Genomic DNA, 14660 nt, shown 5'->3' with positions numbered 1-14660 from the left:
ATGCTGATCACGCCGGAGCGGGTATTCTATGCCGGCCTGCGACTGCATCCGCGGCGCCCAAGCCTGTCGTGCCGACCGTAGCGGCGCAGACGCCGCTCAACACCAATGTAGTACCGGAAAGCGCCTCACGGCTCGGCCTGACCGTGCGCGAAATTCCCGCAACCGTCGAGGTGATCTCAGCCGAAACCATGCGCGAGCAGGGCTATCGCACCGTGTCCGAGACGGCGCAGGGCGCGGTCGGTGTCACCTCCGGCGACAATCCGGCCGAGCCTGCCGCGTTCTCGATGCGCGGCTTCACCAACAGCCAGATCAACACGCTCTACAACGGCATCAAGATAGGTCCGCAGAACATGACCTCGCGGATCACCGACACGTCCAATCTGGAGGCCGTGGAATTCTTGAAAGGCCCGGCCTCGCTCATATCGGGCGAGGGCGCCGCCGGCGGCGCGATCAATTTCGTGACCAAGGCGCCGCATACGGGACCAATCCGGAACGAGGCGGACTTCTCCTGGGACTCGCTGAACTCGTTCCGCACGCATTACGGCTCGGGCGGCAGCACCAATGTGCAGGGCCTCGATTATCGCTTCGACATCAGCCGCTCCTCCCTCAACGGCTTTGCCGACGACACCAACACCAAGACGTTCGACGTGTCGGGCCAGCTCAACTACCGCATCTCCGACAGTCTCAAGGTGTGGGGCGCGGTCGAGTATCGCGAAGACCGCTCGAAGGCCTATTGGGGCGCGCCGCTGGTGCCGATCGCCTTCAGTGGTTCGCATGCGACGACGGGGATCGTTTCCGGAAACTATATTTCGAATTACAACAAAACAAATCTCGGCGCGGTCACCATCGACGATCGCACCTTCAACACCAACTACAACGTTCTGGACAATCGTAATGTTGCACAGGAGGTGTGGCTGCGCGGCGGCTTCGAGCTGAAGCTCGCGCCCGACCTGACCTTGAAGAGCCAGGCTTATGGCTATGGGGCGGAACGGAGCTGGTTCAACAATGAGGTCGAGGCGTTCAACTCCGGGACGAACCTTGTCGATCGCGAGCGCTTCTATGTCGCGCACAGCCAGCGCCTTGTCGGCAACATCACCGACCTGATCTGGGATGCGAATATCGCAGGATTCGACAACCGCATGGTCGCGACGCTGTCGTCGAGCTATCTCGATTTCGTCAGGCCCGGCGCGGCAAATTTTCCGGGCGATTCCGTTGATCTCGTCGATCCCAACCGTGGCTTCTACGGCACGCTCACGACCAAGCAGCAGACCGCGCGCATCGACAACGAGGCGCTGTCGTTCGAGGACCGGCTGAAGCTGACGCGGACCTTCGCGCTGATCGGCGGCCTGCGTGTCGAGCATATCGGGCTCGATCGCAACTCGACCGACGCCGCCGGTATCGTGAACGCTGGCTTTCCGTACACCAAAGACTGGGCGCCGGTGACGGGTCGCATCGGCTACACTTGGGAAGCCGTGCCCGGCCTGACCTTCTTCAGCCAATACGCCACCGGCGCCGACGTCTCCGCCAACAATATCTTCCTGCTCGGACCCACGCAGCCGCTCGACCTGACCACCGCGCGCACCTACGAGACCGGCGTCAAGCACCTGTTCTGGGACAACCGGGCCGAGTGGTCGTTCTCGGCCTACGACATCCTGCGCAAGAACGTCTATGCCGCCGCCGGCGGGCAGGCGCTCAACATCGCCGGACGGCAGGAATCGAAGGGCGTCGAGCTTGCGGCGTCCGTGCGTCCGATCGACCCGCTGCGGCTGTGGGGCAACATCGCCTATGTCGATGCGCGCTATGCCGACTACAATTTCGTTGGCGGCTCGTTCTCCGGCAACACGCCGCCGAACGTGCCGCGCATCGTCGCCAATGCCGGCGCGTCCTGGCGCTTCTTCACCCCCTGGCCGGTCGAGCTCGGCATCACCGGCCGCCACGTCGGCGACCGCTACAACACCGACGCCAACGTCGTGACGATGAAGGCCTATACTGTGGCCGACGTCTATGCCTTCGTCGACATCCCCAAGACGGTATTCAACGCCGTCGATCAGGCACGCCTGACCTTCCGCGTGCGCAACATCACCGACAAGCGCTACGCGATCTGGGGCGATCCGTTCTATCCCGATCAGATCCTCCTCGGCGCGCCGCGCACCTATGAGCTCTCGGCCGCGTTCAAATGGTAGGGCGCTGAACGCATGATGGGCGCGATCATCCTGCTGCACCGCTGGCTCGGGATCGCGCTCTGCCTGCTGTTCGCGATGTGGTTCGCGACCGGCATCGTGATGCACTTCGTTCCGTTCCCGTCGCTGACGGAAGCGGAGCGGTTTGCCGGCCTCGCTCCGGTGGATCGCGCGCAGGTTCGCATGGCAGTCCGCGATGCGGTCGCCGCCAGCGGGATCGAGGATGCCGTGCGCGTTCGGCTGATCCAGCGGAGTGACGGGCCGGTCTATGTCGTCTCCGGGCCGTCGCATCTGCGCGCGGTCCGCGCCTCCGATGGACAGGACGCGCGGGTGACGTCCTCCGATGTCGCGCTCGCCATCGCGCAGGATCACGCCTGCAGCCGCGGGCTCGATGCCGCGCGCGCAACGCTGCTCGCGCAGGCGGATTACGATCAGTGGACGGTGCCAAACGGCTTTGATCGCCACCGGCCGCTGTTTCGCGTGGCTCTCGGCGATGCTGCCGGGACGGAGGTCTATGTCTCCTCGCTCACCGGCGAGATCGTCCTGGATACGACGCGAAGCGAGCGTGGCTGGAATCTCGTCGGCAGCGTACTGCACTGGATCTATCCGACGGTTCTGAGAAGCAATTGGGCGCTGTGGGATGGGGTGGTCTGGACATTGTCGCTGCTCGCCTTGATTGCAGCGATGCTTGGCGCTCTGCTCGGGACCCTGCAGATCAAGGTGCGTGGACGACGGATGTCCTCACCTTACCGCGGGTGGCACGCATTGCATCACATCCTCGGCCTTGCGGTGACAGTGTTCGTGCTCACCTGGATATTCAGCGGCTGGCTCTCCATGGATCACGGCCGGTTGTTCTCGCGCGGGCAGCTGACCTCGGCGGAAGCGGGCGTGGTGTATGCCGCGCCGGATTGGGCGGCTGCCTCGCCGCTCGACCGGCAGTCGATATCGTCGTCGGCCCGGGATATTGAATGGTTCGCCTTCAACGGCAATGTCTATCGACGCGAGCGGATCGCTCTCGGCAGCCAGACTCTGGTCAAGGCCGCGGAGACGCCTCATGAGGGATATACGGGAGTTTTGGGCGCGCGCGACGTTCAGGAATTGTCGACGCGCCTCGCCTCGGGCTGCGCCGCACCGTCCGTTGTTGCCGATAGCGACGACTATCCCGCTCGATCCGCCGTCCAAGGCGCGCCGGTCTATCGCTCGCGCTGCGGAGAGCTCTGGTTCGACATCGACGGCGCCGACGGCAATTTGCTGCAACGGCTGGATGCCTCGCGGCGCGCCTATCGTTGGGTGTACGGCGCGCTGCACACACTCGATTTCCCAATCCTCATGGCGCGTCCGCGTCTGCGCGATGCCCTGATCGTCGGACTCTGTGCGCTAGGGTTCGCGTTCTCCATGACCAGCGTCGTCATCGGCTGGCGGCGCTTGCGGCTGTTCCTGACAGCCTGACCCCAGGGCGAACCAGCCACGATCGCAACGTGCGGCGGGTCTTTGAGGCTTGGCTGGTCCAAATGGCGGTGAGATCCCGCTGGCGAAGGTCCGGTTAGTGGCATACCATTTGCAAGCCAATGGGCTCTGGTTTCACCTGCCCTTGGCCAACGATGGCCGGCACCACGGCACTACTGGGAGGACTTCATGGATCGCAGGACCGTATTGAAGGGACTGGCGGGCGCGGGCGGTCTGGCATTGACCGGCGTCTCGGCCCCGGCCATCGCGCAAGGCGCATCAGCCCGCACTCTGCGCTTCGTGCCGCAGGCTAATCTTGCCAATTTCGATCCGATCTGGGGCACGCAATATGTCGTGCGCAATGCCGCCGCGCTGGTCTGGGACACGCTCTACGGGATCGACGCGCAGTTGCAGCCGCAGCGGCAAATGGTCGAGTCCGAGGAGACCTCCGACGACGGCAAGATCTGGACGTTCAAGCTGCGCCCGGGCCTCAAATTCCACGACGGCGAGCCGGTGCTGGCCAAGGACGTCGTTGCGAGCCTGTCGCGCTGGGCCGCGCGCGATCCGATGGGCCTGATGATCATTGCGATCCAGCAGGAATTGACCGCCGTCGACGACCGCACCTTCAAATGGGTTTTGAAGCAGCCCTTTCCGAAGATGCTCTATGCGCTCGCCAAGAACAACGCGCCGTGCTCCTTCATCATGCCCGAGCGTATCGCCAAGACCGATCCGTTCAAGCAGATCACCGAATATGTCGGCTCGGGTCCGATGAAGTTCGCCAAGAGCGAATGGGTCCCAGGCGCCAAGTCGGTGTTCGAGAAGTTCACCGATTACGTGCCGCGGCAGGAGAAGGCGTCGTGGCTGGCCGGTGGCAAGCAGATCATGGTCGATCGTGTCGAATGGATCGTGATGCCGGACCCCGCGACAGCGGCGGCCGCGTTGCAGAACGGCGAGGTCGACTGGTGGGAGAACCCGATCGCCGATCTCGTGCCCGTGCTGAAGAAGAACAAGAACATCAGCGTCGATATCGGCGATCCCCTCGGCAATATCGGCTCGTTCCGCATGAACCATCTGTTCGCGCCGTTCAACGACGTGCGGGCGCGGCGCGCGGTGCTGATGGCGCTCAGCCAGGAAGACTATATGCGCGCGATCGTCGGCGACGACAACGCATTGTGGAAGTCGTTGCCCGGCTTCTTCACGCCGGACACGCCTGTCTACAACGAGATGGGCGGCGAGATCCTGAAGGGCAAGCGCGACTTCGATGCCGCCAAGAAGCTGCTGGCGGAGAGCGGCTATTCCGGCCAGCCGGTGACGTGCCTGGTCGCGCAGGATCAGCCGATCACGAAGGCGCAAGGCGACGTCACCGCGGACCTCCTGAAGAGGCTCGGCATGAATGTCGACTTCGTCGCCACCGATTGGGGCACGGTCGGCTCCCGTCGCGCCGCAAAGACACCGCCGGGACAGGGCGGCTGGAACATGTTCCACAGCTGGCATGCCGGCGCCGATTGCATCACGCCCGCCGCCTACACGGCCATCCGCGCCAACGGCGACAAGGCCTGGTTCGGCTGGCCGAGCAGCCCGAACACCGAGAAGGAGATCACGTCCTGGTTCGACGCCAAGAATCTCGAGGAAGAGAAGGCGGCGATCGGGCGGGTCAACAAGGCGGCGATCGAGGATGTCGTCTACGCGCCGACCGGTTTCTTCCTGACCTACACGGCCTGGCGCAAGAACGTTTCGGGCATCACCAAGGGTCCGCTGCCGTTCTTCTGGGGCGTGTCGAAGTCTGCATGATCGCGCGCTGAGGCCAGATGCTCTCTTACATCCTCCGTCGCATCATCGCGACCTTGCCGGTGATGGCGATCGTCGCGTTGTTCGTGTTCAGCCTGCTCTACATCGCGCCGGGCGATCCCGCCGTGGTGATCGCGGGCGACCAGGCAAGCCCGGAGGATGTGGAGCGCATCCGCCAGAGCCTCGGCCTCGACCGGCCGTTCCTGATCCAGTTCGGCAGCTGGGTCTGGCGCATCCTGCACGGCGATCTCGGCACCTCGATCTTCACCAACCTGCCGGTCTCGGCGATGATCGGACAGCGGCTTGGACCAACGCTGTCGCTGATGATCGTCACGTTGCTGCTGACGATCGTGGTGGCTGTGCCGCTCGGCGTGGTGGCGGCGTGGAAGGCCGGCAGCCTCATCGACCGGATCATCATGGGCTTTGCCGTGTTCGGCTTCTCGCTGCCCGTGTTCGTGGTCGGCTACATGCTCGCCTACATCTTCGCGCTCGAACTGGAATGGTTGCCGGTGCAGGGCTACACGCCGCTCACGCAGGGCTTCTGGCCGTGGCTGGAGAATTTGATCCTGCCGTCAATCGCGCTCGGTTGCGTCTATATCGCGTTGGTCGCGCGCATCACCCGCGCCGCTATGCTCGAAGTGTTGCAGCAGGACTATATCCGCACTGCCAAGGCCAAGGGCCTCGGGCAGGGCGGCATCCTGTTCATTCACGCGCTGAAGAACGCGGCCGTGCCGATCGTGACCGTGATCGGGATCGGCATCGCGCTCCTGATCGGCGGCGCGGTGGTCACCGAAAGCGTGTTCGCGATTCCCGGCCTCGGCCGGCTCACGATCGATGCGATCCTGCGCCGCGACTATCCCGTCATCCAGGGCATCGTGCTGCTGTTCAGCTTCGTCTACGTCGTCGTTAATCTGATGATTGACCTCATCTACACGCTCGTTGACCCGAGGATCCGCTATTGACCGACACGACCATCAATCCGCAAGCGCTCCCGGCCGGCCTCGTCCTCGCGCCGCAACTGCCTGAGATCCTTCGGCCGGTCACGATCCGGCGGGGCTTCATCGGCTTGTTGCGCGGCCATCCCACTGTTGCGATCGGCGGCGCGCTGCTGCTGACGCTGGTCCTGATCGCGATCTTCGCGCCCTATCTCGGAACGGTCGATCCGACCGCGCTCGCGCCCGCCAAGCGCACCCGTGCACCGTCGGCCGATTTCTGGTTCGGCACCGACGTGCTCGGCCGCGACATCTATTCGCGCGTGCTGTTTGGCGCGCGGGTCTCGCTCACGGTCGGCCTTTCAGTTGCGATCTTCGCGTCCGCTGCCGGCCTCGCCATCGGCATGGTCTCCGGCTTCATCCGCTGGGCCGACGGCATCCTGATGCGCTTCATGGACGGCTTGATGTCGATCCCGCCGATCCTGCTCGCGATCGCGCTGATGGCCTTGACGCGCGGCAGCGTCGGCAACGTCATCCTGGCCATCACCGTTGCCGAGATCCCGCGTGTCTCGCGCCTCGTCCGCAGCGTGGTGCTATCGCTGCGCGAGCAGCCCTATGTGGACGCGGCCGTGGCCTGCGGCACGCGCACGCCCATGATCATCCTTCGCCACATCCTACCCAACACGGTGGCGCCGATGCTGGTGCAGGCGACCTATATCTGCGCCAGCGCCATGATCACGGAGGCGATCCTGTCCTTCATCGGCGCGGGCACGCCGCCCACCATTCCGTCCTGGGGCAACATCATGGCCGAGGGCCGCGCTCTGTGGCAGGTCAAGCCCTACATCGTGTTCTTTCCGGCGGCCTTTCTCTCCGTCACGGTTCTCGCCGTGAACCTGCTCGGCGACGGCCTTCGCGATGCGCTCGACCCGCGCATGGCCAAGAGCCTCTGATGGATCGAGGCTGATCGCGATGGCTTTGCTCGAAGTCGAAAACCTCCAGACCCACTTCCGCACCCCCGGTGGCATCAATCGCGCGGTCGACGGCGTGTCCTTCCATGTCAACGAGGGTGAGACGCTGGCTATCGTCGGCGAATCCGGCTGCGGCAAATCGGTGACCTCGATGTCGCTGATGCGATTGATCCCGGAGCCGCCTGGCAGGATCGCAGGCAAGATCCGCTTTGCGGGCAGGGACCTCCTGCAACTCTCCGACCGCGAGATGCGCGCGATCCGAGGCAACGACATCTCGATGATCTTCCAGGAGCCGATGACCAGCCTCAACCCGGTGCTCACCGTCGGCCGTCAGATCCGCGAGACCTTGATGATCCATCAGGGCCTCGACAAGGCGGCCGCCGAAGCGCACGCGGTCGAGATGCTGACGCTGGTCGGCATTCCCGAGCCGAAGCGTCGCGTGCGCGAATATCCGCACCAGCTCTCCGGCGGCATGCGCCAGCGCGTCATGATCGCCATTGCGCTCGCCTGCAATCCAAAGCTTCTCATTGCCGACGAGCCAACCACCGCGTTGGACGTGACGATCCAGGCGCAGATCCTGAAGCTGATGCTGGATCTGAAGAGCCGGGTCGGCGCGGCGATCATTCTCATCACCCACGATCTTGGCGTCGTTGCCGAGATCGCCGAACGCGTCATGGTGATGTATGCCGGCCGCAAGGTCGAGGAGGCCCCTGTGGCCGAGCTGTTCCGTTCGCCGCGTCATCCCTATACGCAAGGCTTGCTCGGCGCGGTGCCGCGGCTTGGCTCGTCGCTATCAGGCGCGGCACGGCGGCTTGCCGAGATTCCGGGCCAAGTGCCGGATCTGCGCAAGCCCATCAGCGGCTGTGTCTTCGCGGGCCGTTGTGCGCTCGCGACCGATCTGTGCCGGCAATATGCACCGGGGCTCGAAGAGAAGGGCCCTCGTCACGTCGCCGCCTGTCACTATGCGGCCAAGGGAGCCGTCGCGGCATGAGCCCTCCGTTGCTCCAGGTCAACGACCTCAAGAAGCATTTTCCGGTCAACAAGGGCTTTTTCGGGCGAAAGACCGAATTCGTCTACGCGGTGGACGGCGTGTCGTTCGAGATCGCGCGCGGCGAGACGCTGTCGCTGGTCGGCGAATCCGGCTGCGGCAAGTCGACGGTCGGCCGCGCCATCTTGCGGCTGTTCGACATCACCGCAGGCCAGGTGATCCTCGACGGCCAGCGCATCGACGACGCCCATCCGAGCACGATGCGTCAGATGCGCCGGCGCGTGCAGGTGGTGTTCCAGGATCCGTTCTCCAGCCTCAATCCGCGCATGCGCGTGCGCGACATCCTGGCCGAACCGATCCGCAATTTCGGCCTCGCCAAATCGGCGGAGGACCTCGAGGTGCGCGTCACCTCCCTGATGGACACCGTGCGCCTGCCGCGCGAGGCGCTGAACCGCAGGCCGCATGAATTCTCCGGCGGCCAGCGCCAGCGTATCGGCATTGCCCGCGCGCTCGCGGCCGAGCCCGAGCTGATCGTGTGCGACGAGGCGGTCTCGGCGCTGGATGTTTCGGTCAAGGCACAGATCGTCAATCTGCTGCAGGACCTCCAGCGCGAGTTCGGCCTCGCGCTGCTGTTCATCAGCCATGATCTCGCGATCGTCGAGCACATGACCCACCGCGTCGCGGTGATGTATCTCGGCAAGATCGTCGAGGTCGCCCCGCGCCGCGAGATCTTTGCCGCACCGAAACATCCCTACACCAGGGCGCTGCTGTCGGCAGTGCCGCTGCCCGAGCCCGGCGCCCAGCGCAATCCCATCATCCTCAAGGGCGACGTGCCGAGCCCGATCAATCCGCCGAAGGGCTGCCGCTTCCACACCCGCTGCCCGCTCGTCTTCGACCGCTGCCGGGTCGAAGAACCGGTGCTGCGCGCGGCTGGAGCCGAGCAATGGGTGGCCTGTCACCTCGAAGACGGCGCAGCGCCGCCGAGCAGCTGAAGGCGAGATTCCCGTCGGAAATTTCTCAGCAAGAACAACCCTGTTCTACTGTGCATGGGGTTGTTTTACGTTTTGAGGTAGCGAGCCTCAGCCTTGCCGGCGTAGGAAGCCGGTGATCGTGACCTTTTCCCAGATGTCGGCCGCGGCAAAGGGATCGGCGCGGTTGAATGCCTCGACCTCGCCACGGCCCGGCGCCTCGATCAGGAACAGGCTGCCGATCATCGTCTGGCCATCGTCGGAGACGAGCGGCCCCGACATCACGATCTTGACGCCGAAGCGCGAGGTGTCGCTCAGGAAAGCCTTGTGGGCGTCGTAATTGGCGAGCCGGGTCGGCAGCGCGCCGGCGCGATCGACGGCGTGAATGGCGAACAGCATGGTGTCTCCGTTTCTTGGATCAGTTGTTGGGACGGCCGCCGCGACGGCCGTCCGGGCTTGATGTGATCGGTTTGTCTACTTGGCGCTGAGCTTGCTCGCGTCCTCGAAGGTCGGGCAGGTCCGCTGCTCCAGCGGCACGTCGAACGGCTGGTAATTGTCCTTGGTGATGACGGTCGGCTTCAGCACGATCTCGTTGATGACAGGCTGGTTGCGCAAGGCGCGGATCGCCATCATGGTGCCGAGGCAGCCTTGCGCGAATCCGTTGTAGTCGCCGCTCGCGAGCAGCTTGCCGGATTTGATCGCGTCGATCGCTTCCTTGGTGCCGTTGATGCCGATCACCTGCGCCTTGCGGTTGGCGCCGTCGAGCGCCTCGATCGCACCGACCGCCATGGCGTCGTTGGCAGCTAGCACGCCGTCGATCTGCGAATTCGACTGCATCAGGTTTTCCATCACCTGGAGCGCCTGCAGCCGCTGGTAGTTGCCGGGCTGCGAAGCCAAGAGCTTGGCGCCCGAAGCCTCCTTCAGCGCGTCGTTGAAGCCGCGGACGCGGTCGACATTGGTCAGCGAGCCCTTGACGCCCTCGATGATGACGATGTTGCCCTTGCCGCCCAGCGTCTTGAGCAGGAAGCGCGCGGTCTCGAGCCCAAGGCTGTAGTCGTCGGCGCCGACGAAGGACAGGAACTTGCCGCCCGCCGAGCGGTCGGTGATGTTGACGACGGGAATCTTGGCCTCGTTGATCTTCTCGACGCCGGGCACCATCGCCTTGTAATCGACCGGCGTGAACACGATCGCGCTCGGCTTCTTCACGACGACGTCCTCGATCTGGCTGAGCTGCTCGGGGATCGAATCCGGCTTGGTCGGGATGTACTGGAGCGTCTTCGCGTTCAGCGTCTTCGCCATGTTGTCGGCGCCGACCCGCACCGTCTGGAAGAACGGGTTGGTCTGGTTCTTGGTGAAGACGGCGATGGTCTCGCCGTCGGCGCGCGCCCCAGTGGTGAACGCGGCCGCCATCAGCAGCGGCAGCGCCAGATAGCCCAGTGTCCGTTTCATGTTGCCTCCATCCCTCATTTTGCTTGTGGAACTCTAGAACTCATTGCGCGCGGCGGCGGGTCTTCATGTCGAGCCAGACCGCGAGAATGACGATGATGCCTGTCACGAGCGGCTGCCAGTTGGCGCTGACCGACAGCAGGTTCATGCCGTTCAGCACCAGCGTCAGGATCAGCGCGCCGATGAAGGTGCCGAACACGGTGCCGACGCCGCCGAACAGCGAGGTGCCGCCGATCAGCACGGCCGCGATCGCGGGCAGCGTCAGGCTTTCGCCGATGTCCGCCTCCGCCGAATTGAGCCGCGACAGGAAGATGATCGAGGCAAGCCCCGCCATGGTGCCTGATACCGCGTAGACCAGCAGCAGGCGCCGCGCGACCGGAATGCCGGAGAGCCGCGCCGCGACCGGATTGGCACCGATCGCATAGATCTCCTGGCCCCAGATCGTGCGCTGTGCGAACAGCGTCCCGATCCCGAGGAACACCAGCAGCAGGTAGACCGGGATCGGCAGGCCGAACAGATAGCCGCTGCCGATCTGGCGGAAGCCCGCGGGGAAGCCGTGCAGGGTCTCGCCCGCCATGTACCAATAGGTGAGGCCGTTCAGCACCCAGAGCATGCCATAGGTGGCGATGAAGGAGGGGATGCGCAGCGCGGTGACCATGATGCCGTTGAGCAGGCCGACGATGCCGCCGCAGGTGAGCCCGGTGAGGATGCCGAGCGCCGGCGATCCGGTCTTGTGGATCACGGTGCCGGCGATGCAGGCGGACAGCGCGACATTGGCGCCGACGGAGAGGTCGAGGCCGGCGGTCAGCACCACCAGCGTCAGACCGGAGGCGATGAAGAAGGTCAGGCTCGCCTGCCGCAGCACGTTGAGGATGTTGCCGAGGCTCAGGAAGGAATCGCTGAGCACGGCGAGCACCGCGCAGATCAGAAACGCCGCCAGCAGGCGATAGAACACCTGGATCGCATCCTGCGACAGGAAGGAGCGGGGCGGGGCGATGGCGTCCTTGGCGATGTCGGTCATGCGCGGCTCCTGAGGCCGTCGAGGAACAGGGCGACGATGACGAGCACGCCGACGCTTGCGACCTGCACCGAGGACGGCAGCGAGATCAGGTTCAGCCCGTTGCGCAGCACGCCGACAGAGAGGACACCGAGCAGCGTGCCGAGCAGCCAGCCATTGCCGCGCTCGAACGAGGTGCCGCCGACGGCCACGGCCGCGATGGCATCGAATTCGAGCCCGAGGCCGGCAGTGGGGTGGCCGGAATTCATCCGTGCGGTCATCAACAGGCCCGCGATGCCCGCCATGGCGCCGCCGATCGCATAGACCGCGATCAGCAGCTTGTTCGGCGAGAGACCGGCATAGCGCAGCGCCTCGCGATTGCCGCCCAGTGCGAAGATGTAAGTGCCGAAGCGGGTGTGATAGAGCAGGCCGTGGAATGCCGCATAGGTCACGAGCGCCATCACGATCGGCACGGGCACCCCGAGAAGCGTCGCAGAATAGATGTCGCGCACGCTATGGGGGATGCCGACCACGCTCTGGCCGTCGCTGACGATCAGCGACAGGCCCTGCGCCATGCCGAGCGTGCCCAGCGTCGCGACGAAGGGCGGGATGCCGAGGATGGCGACCAGCCAGCCGTTGGCGACGCCGAAGGCGGTGCCGACCAGCAGGCCGGCGCCGAGGCCCAGCAGCATCGATTTGGTCGCGAGCGATACGATGGCGACGCAGAGCGAGGTCAGCGTCAGCACCGCCCCCATCGACAGGTCCAGCCCTTCGGTCATGATGATCAGCGTCATCGGCAGTGCGAGCATGGTCAGGATGGTGGACTGCACCAGCACGTTGGAGAGGTTGGCGACCGACAGGAAGCCGGGCGCGATCGCGCTGAAAAGCGCGATTAGGAGCACCAGCACGATGGCAACGCCGGGAATGCGTTGCAGCGGATTGGGCTGTGAAACGACCGCGGCCTCACGCATGATGCATCCCCAGTCGCACGATGTTCTCCTCGGTCAGTTCGTTGCGCGTCAGGTGCCCGGCGATGCGCCCCTCGCGCATCACATAGGCGCGGTCGCAGACGTGGCAGATCTCGATCTGCTCGGACGAGATCATCAGCGCCGCGGCGCCCTCCGCGACCAGGCGGTCGATCAGGGCAAAAATCTCGGACTTGGCGCCGATGTCGATGCCGCGCGTTGGCTCGTCGAAGATGAAGAGCTTTGAGCCGGCCGCCAGCCATTTGCCGATCACGACCTTCTGCTGGTTGCCGCCCGAGAGCAGGCCGACGGTCTGCCGAGCGCTCGGAGTTGCAATGCGCAGCTGCCGGATCAGGCCGTCGGCGGTGCGCTGTGCGCTGCGCTGGTCGAAGAGACCGCTCGGGAACAGCTTTCGCAGCGCCGACACCACCAGATTGTCGCTCACCGACCGCAGCAGCGCGAGGCCCTCGCTCTTGCGACTTTCCGGGATCAGCGCGATGCCGCGGCGGGCGGCAAGGTCAGGCTCGCCGGAAATGGTCTTGCCGTCGAAGACGATCTCGCCCGATGTCATGGGATCGGCGCCGAAGATGGCGCGCGCGACCTCGCTGCGGCCCGAGCCAACCAGGCCGCACAGGCCGACGATCTCGCCCCGGCGCACCTCGATGTTGATGTCGGAGATACCGGTCGAGGAGGTCAGGCCCTTGACCTCCAGCAGCACCTCGCCCGGCTTGTCGGCGAAATGGCGCGGATAGGTCATGTCGACGTTGCGGCCGACCATCATGCGTACGAGCTGGTCCGGCGTCACGTCGGCGGGCCGGACGCCGTCGATGCGGCGGCCGTCGCGCAGCACGGTGATGCGGTCGCCGAGCGCGAACACCTCGGCCATGCGGTGAGAGATGTAGACGATCGACACCCCGTCAGCCTTCAGCCGCGCGATCAATTCGAACAGCAGCTCGGTCTCGCGGTCGGATAACGCGGCGGTCGGCTCGTCCATGACGAGGATGCGCGCGTTCTGGCTGATCGCCTTCGCGATCTCGACCATCTGCTGCTGTGCAACTCCGAGCTTGTCCACGGTGGTCGAAGGATCGATGTCGAAGCCGATCGTGCCGAGCACGCGCTTCGCGTCGGCCAGGATCTTGCGGCGGTCGATGGTGCCGGGGATGCGTCCCCGAGGCTCGCGGCCGAGGAAAATGTTCTGGGCGATGTCGAGATAGGGGACCAGCGAGAATTCCTGGAAGATCACGGCAATGCCGAGCTTCTGCGCATCGGCAGTCGAGGAGATCGCGACCTTGTCACCCTTGTAGTAGAACTCGCCGGCATCGGCGCTGTAGGCGCCGCACAGCACCTTCATCAGGCTCGACTTGCCGGCGCCGTTCTCGCCCAGCAGCATGTGGACCTCGCCGGGGTAGATAGCAAAGGACACGTCGTCCAGCGCCTTGACGCCGGGAAATTCCTTGCTGATGCCGCGCAGCTCGAGCAGCGGCGTCGGCGAGGTGACCTCGATGGGGAGCGCGTCGCTCATGCCATGTCGCTCATGTCTTGGCTCCGCTCGCAAAGATCTTTCCGGGGTTCATCAGACCATTCGGATCGAGCGCGGTCTTGATCGATCGCATCACGTCCACGGCCTCGCCGAGCTCGTCGGCGAGATAGTCGATCTTGCCGAGCCCGATGCCGTGCTCGCCGGTGCAGGTGCCGTCCATGGCGATAGCGCGGGCGACCATGCGGGCCTGCAGCGCCTTGGCGCCTTCGGCCTCCTCGGGCTTTGCCGGGTCGATCAGGATCAGCATGTGGAAATTGCCGTCGCCGACATGGCCGACGATAGGAGCGACAAAGCCGTGCTCGTCCGCATCGCGCCGTGTTTCGGTCAGGCATTCCGCGAGGCGCGAGATCGGGACGCAGACATCGGTGATCACGGCGCGCGCGCCCGGCCGCAGACCCAGCCCGGCATAGAACGTGTTGTCGCGGGCGTGCCAGAGCCGGCT

At 65.0% G+C, this 14660-nt stretch carries 13 protein-coding genes; 7 read left to right on the top strand and 6 right to left on the bottom strand.

Annotated elements, in window-relative coordinates; translation table 11 throughout:
• The first annotated feature begins 23 nt into the window (after positions 1-23).
• The 7 genes from MOV75_RS09530 to MOV75_RS09500 all read left to right on the top strand — a co-directional run bounded on the left by MOV75_RS09530 (position 24) and on the right by MOV75_RS09500 (position 9294).
• A complete protein-coding gene (locus MOV75_RS09530; RefSeq protein WP_247005519.1) occupies positions 24-2183 on the top strand; it encodes a TonB-dependent siderophore receptor in 2160 nt (719 codons plus the stop codon).
• A 12-nt stretch (positions 2184-2195) separates the two neighbouring features.
• Entirely contained in the window at positions 2196-3629 is a 1434-nt protein-coding gene (locus tag MOV75_RS09525; protein ID WP_247005516.1) for a PepSY domain-containing protein, read from the top strand.
• 186 nt (positions 3630-3815) lie between these two features.
• Positions 3816-5417: an ABC transporter substrate-binding protein gene (locus MOV75_RS09520; RefSeq protein ID WP_247005514.1), complete on the top strand. Its 1602-nt coding sequence runs from the start codon at positions 3816-3818 to the stop codon at positions 5415-5417.
• Between the two features lie 17 nt (positions 5418-5434).
• Positions 5435-6376 (top strand): ABC transporter permease, encoded by a 942-nt coding sequence (locus MOV75_RS09515; protein ID WP_247005512.1) that lies wholly within the window; start codon positions 5435-5437, stop codon positions 6374-6376.
• A complete protein-coding gene (locus tag MOV75_RS09510) occupies positions 6373-7296 on the top strand; it encodes an ABC transporter permease (RefSeq protein WP_246920895.1) in 924 nt (307 codons plus the stop codon). Before MOV75_RS09515 ends, MOV75_RS09510 begins: the two co-directional genes overlap by 4 nt.
• A 19-nt stretch (positions 7297-7315) precedes the next feature.
• Positions 7316-8305 carry an ABC transporter ATP-binding protein gene (locus tag MOV75_RS09505; RefSeq protein WP_247005509.1) on the top strand — a complete coding sequence of 330 codons (990 nt, stop codon included), beginning with the start codon at positions 7316-7318 and terminating at the stop codon, positions 8303-8305.
• The gene (locus MOV75_RS09500; protein ID WP_247005507.1) at positions 8302-9294 is read left to right on the top strand and encodes an ABC transporter ATP-binding protein; all 993 of its coding nucleotides are present in this window, start codon (positions 8302-8304) and stop codon (positions 9292-9294) included. Before MOV75_RS09505 ends, MOV75_RS09500 begins: the two co-directional genes overlap by 4 nt.
• 87 nt (positions 9295-9381) lie before the next feature.
• On the opposite strand, the gene MOV75_RS09495 is transcribed toward MOV75_RS09500, so the two are convergent.
• The 6 genes from MOV75_RS09495 to MOV75_RS09470 form a co-directional block, all read right to left on the bottom strand.
• Positions 9382-9669 (bottom strand): YciI family protein, encoded by a 288-nt coding sequence (locus MOV75_RS09495; protein WP_247005505.1) that lies wholly within the window; start codon positions 9667-9669, stop codon positions 9382-9384.
• 75 nt (positions 9670-9744) lie between these two features.
• Positions 9745-10719 (bottom strand): sugar ABC transporter substrate-binding protein, encoded by a 975-nt coding sequence (locus MOV75_RS09490; protein ID WP_247005503.1) that lies wholly within the window; start codon positions 10717-10719, stop codon positions 9745-9747.
• Positions 10720-10759: 40 nt separating this feature from the next.
• Positions 10760-11737 (bottom strand): ABC transporter permease, encoded by a 978-nt coding sequence (locus MOV75_RS09485; protein ID WP_247005500.1) that lies wholly within the window; start codon positions 11735-11737, stop codon positions 10760-10762.
• Positions 11734-12684: an ABC transporter permease gene (locus MOV75_RS09480; protein ID WP_246920908.1), complete on the bottom strand. Its 951-nt coding sequence runs from the start codon at positions 12682-12684 to the stop codon at positions 11734-11736. Before MOV75_RS09480 ends, MOV75_RS09485 begins: the two co-directional genes overlap by 4 nt.
• A complete protein-coding gene (locus MOV75_RS09475; protein ID WP_247005498.1) occupies positions 12677-14200 on the bottom strand; it encodes a sugar ABC transporter ATP-binding protein in 1524 nt (507 codons plus the stop codon). Before MOV75_RS09475 ends, MOV75_RS09480 begins: the two co-directional genes overlap by 8 nt.
• A gap of 10 nt (positions 14201-14210) precedes the next feature.
• The coding region (locus tag MOV75_RS09470) for an FAD-linked oxidase C-terminal domain-containing protein (protein WP_309486930.1) at positions 14211-14660 on the bottom strand (450 nt) is incomplete at its 5' end.

The organism is Bradyrhizobium sp. PRIMUS42, from assembly GCF_023006515.1.
GTDB lineage: Bacteria > Pseudomonadota > Alphaproteobacteria > Rhizobiales > Xanthobacteraceae > Bradyrhizobium.
Note: the sequence above shows the minus strand (reverse complement) of the source record. Positions and strands in the feature narration are given on the sequence as shown.

Coding starts and splice junctions, on each gene's coding strand:
- MOV75_RS09525 (WP_247005516.1), top strand. CDS start 2,196: ATGATGGGCGCGATCATCCTGCTGCACCGCTGGCTCGGGATCGCGCTC.
- MOV75_RS09520 (WP_247005514.1), top strand. CDS start 3,816: ATGGATCGCAGGACCGTATTGAAGGGACTGGCGGGCGCGGGCGGTCTG.
- MOV75_RS09515 (WP_247005512.1), top strand. CDS start 5,435: ATGCTCTCTTACATCCTCCGTCGCATCATCGCGACCTTGCCGGTGATG.
- MOV75_RS09505 (WP_247005509.1), top strand. CDS start 7,316: ATGGCTTTGCTCGAAGTCGAAAACCTCCAGACCCACTTCCGCACCCCC.
- MOV75_RS09500 (WP_247005507.1), top strand. CDS start 8,302: ATGAGCCCTCCGTTGCTCCAGGTCAACGACCTCAAGAAGCATTTTCCG.
- MOV75_RS09495 (WP_247005505.1), bottom strand. CDS start 9,669: ATGCTGTTCGCCATTCACGCCGTCGATCGCGCCGGCGCGCTGCCGACC.
- MOV75_RS09490 (WP_247005503.1), bottom strand. CDS start 10,719: ATGAAACGGACACTGGGCTATCTGGCGCTGCCGCTGCTGATGGCGGCC.
- MOV75_RS09485 (WP_247005500.1), bottom strand. CDS start 11,737: ATGACCGACATCGCCAAGGACGCCATCGCCCCGCCCCGCTCCTTCCTG.
- MOV75_RS09480 (WP_246920908.1), bottom strand. CDS start 12,684: ATGCGTGAGGCCGCGGTCGTTTCACAGCCCAATCCGCTGCAACGCATT.
- MOV75_RS09475 (WP_247005498.1), bottom strand. CDS start 14,200: ATGAGCGACGCGCTCCCCATCGAGGTCACCTCGCCGACGCCGCTGCTC.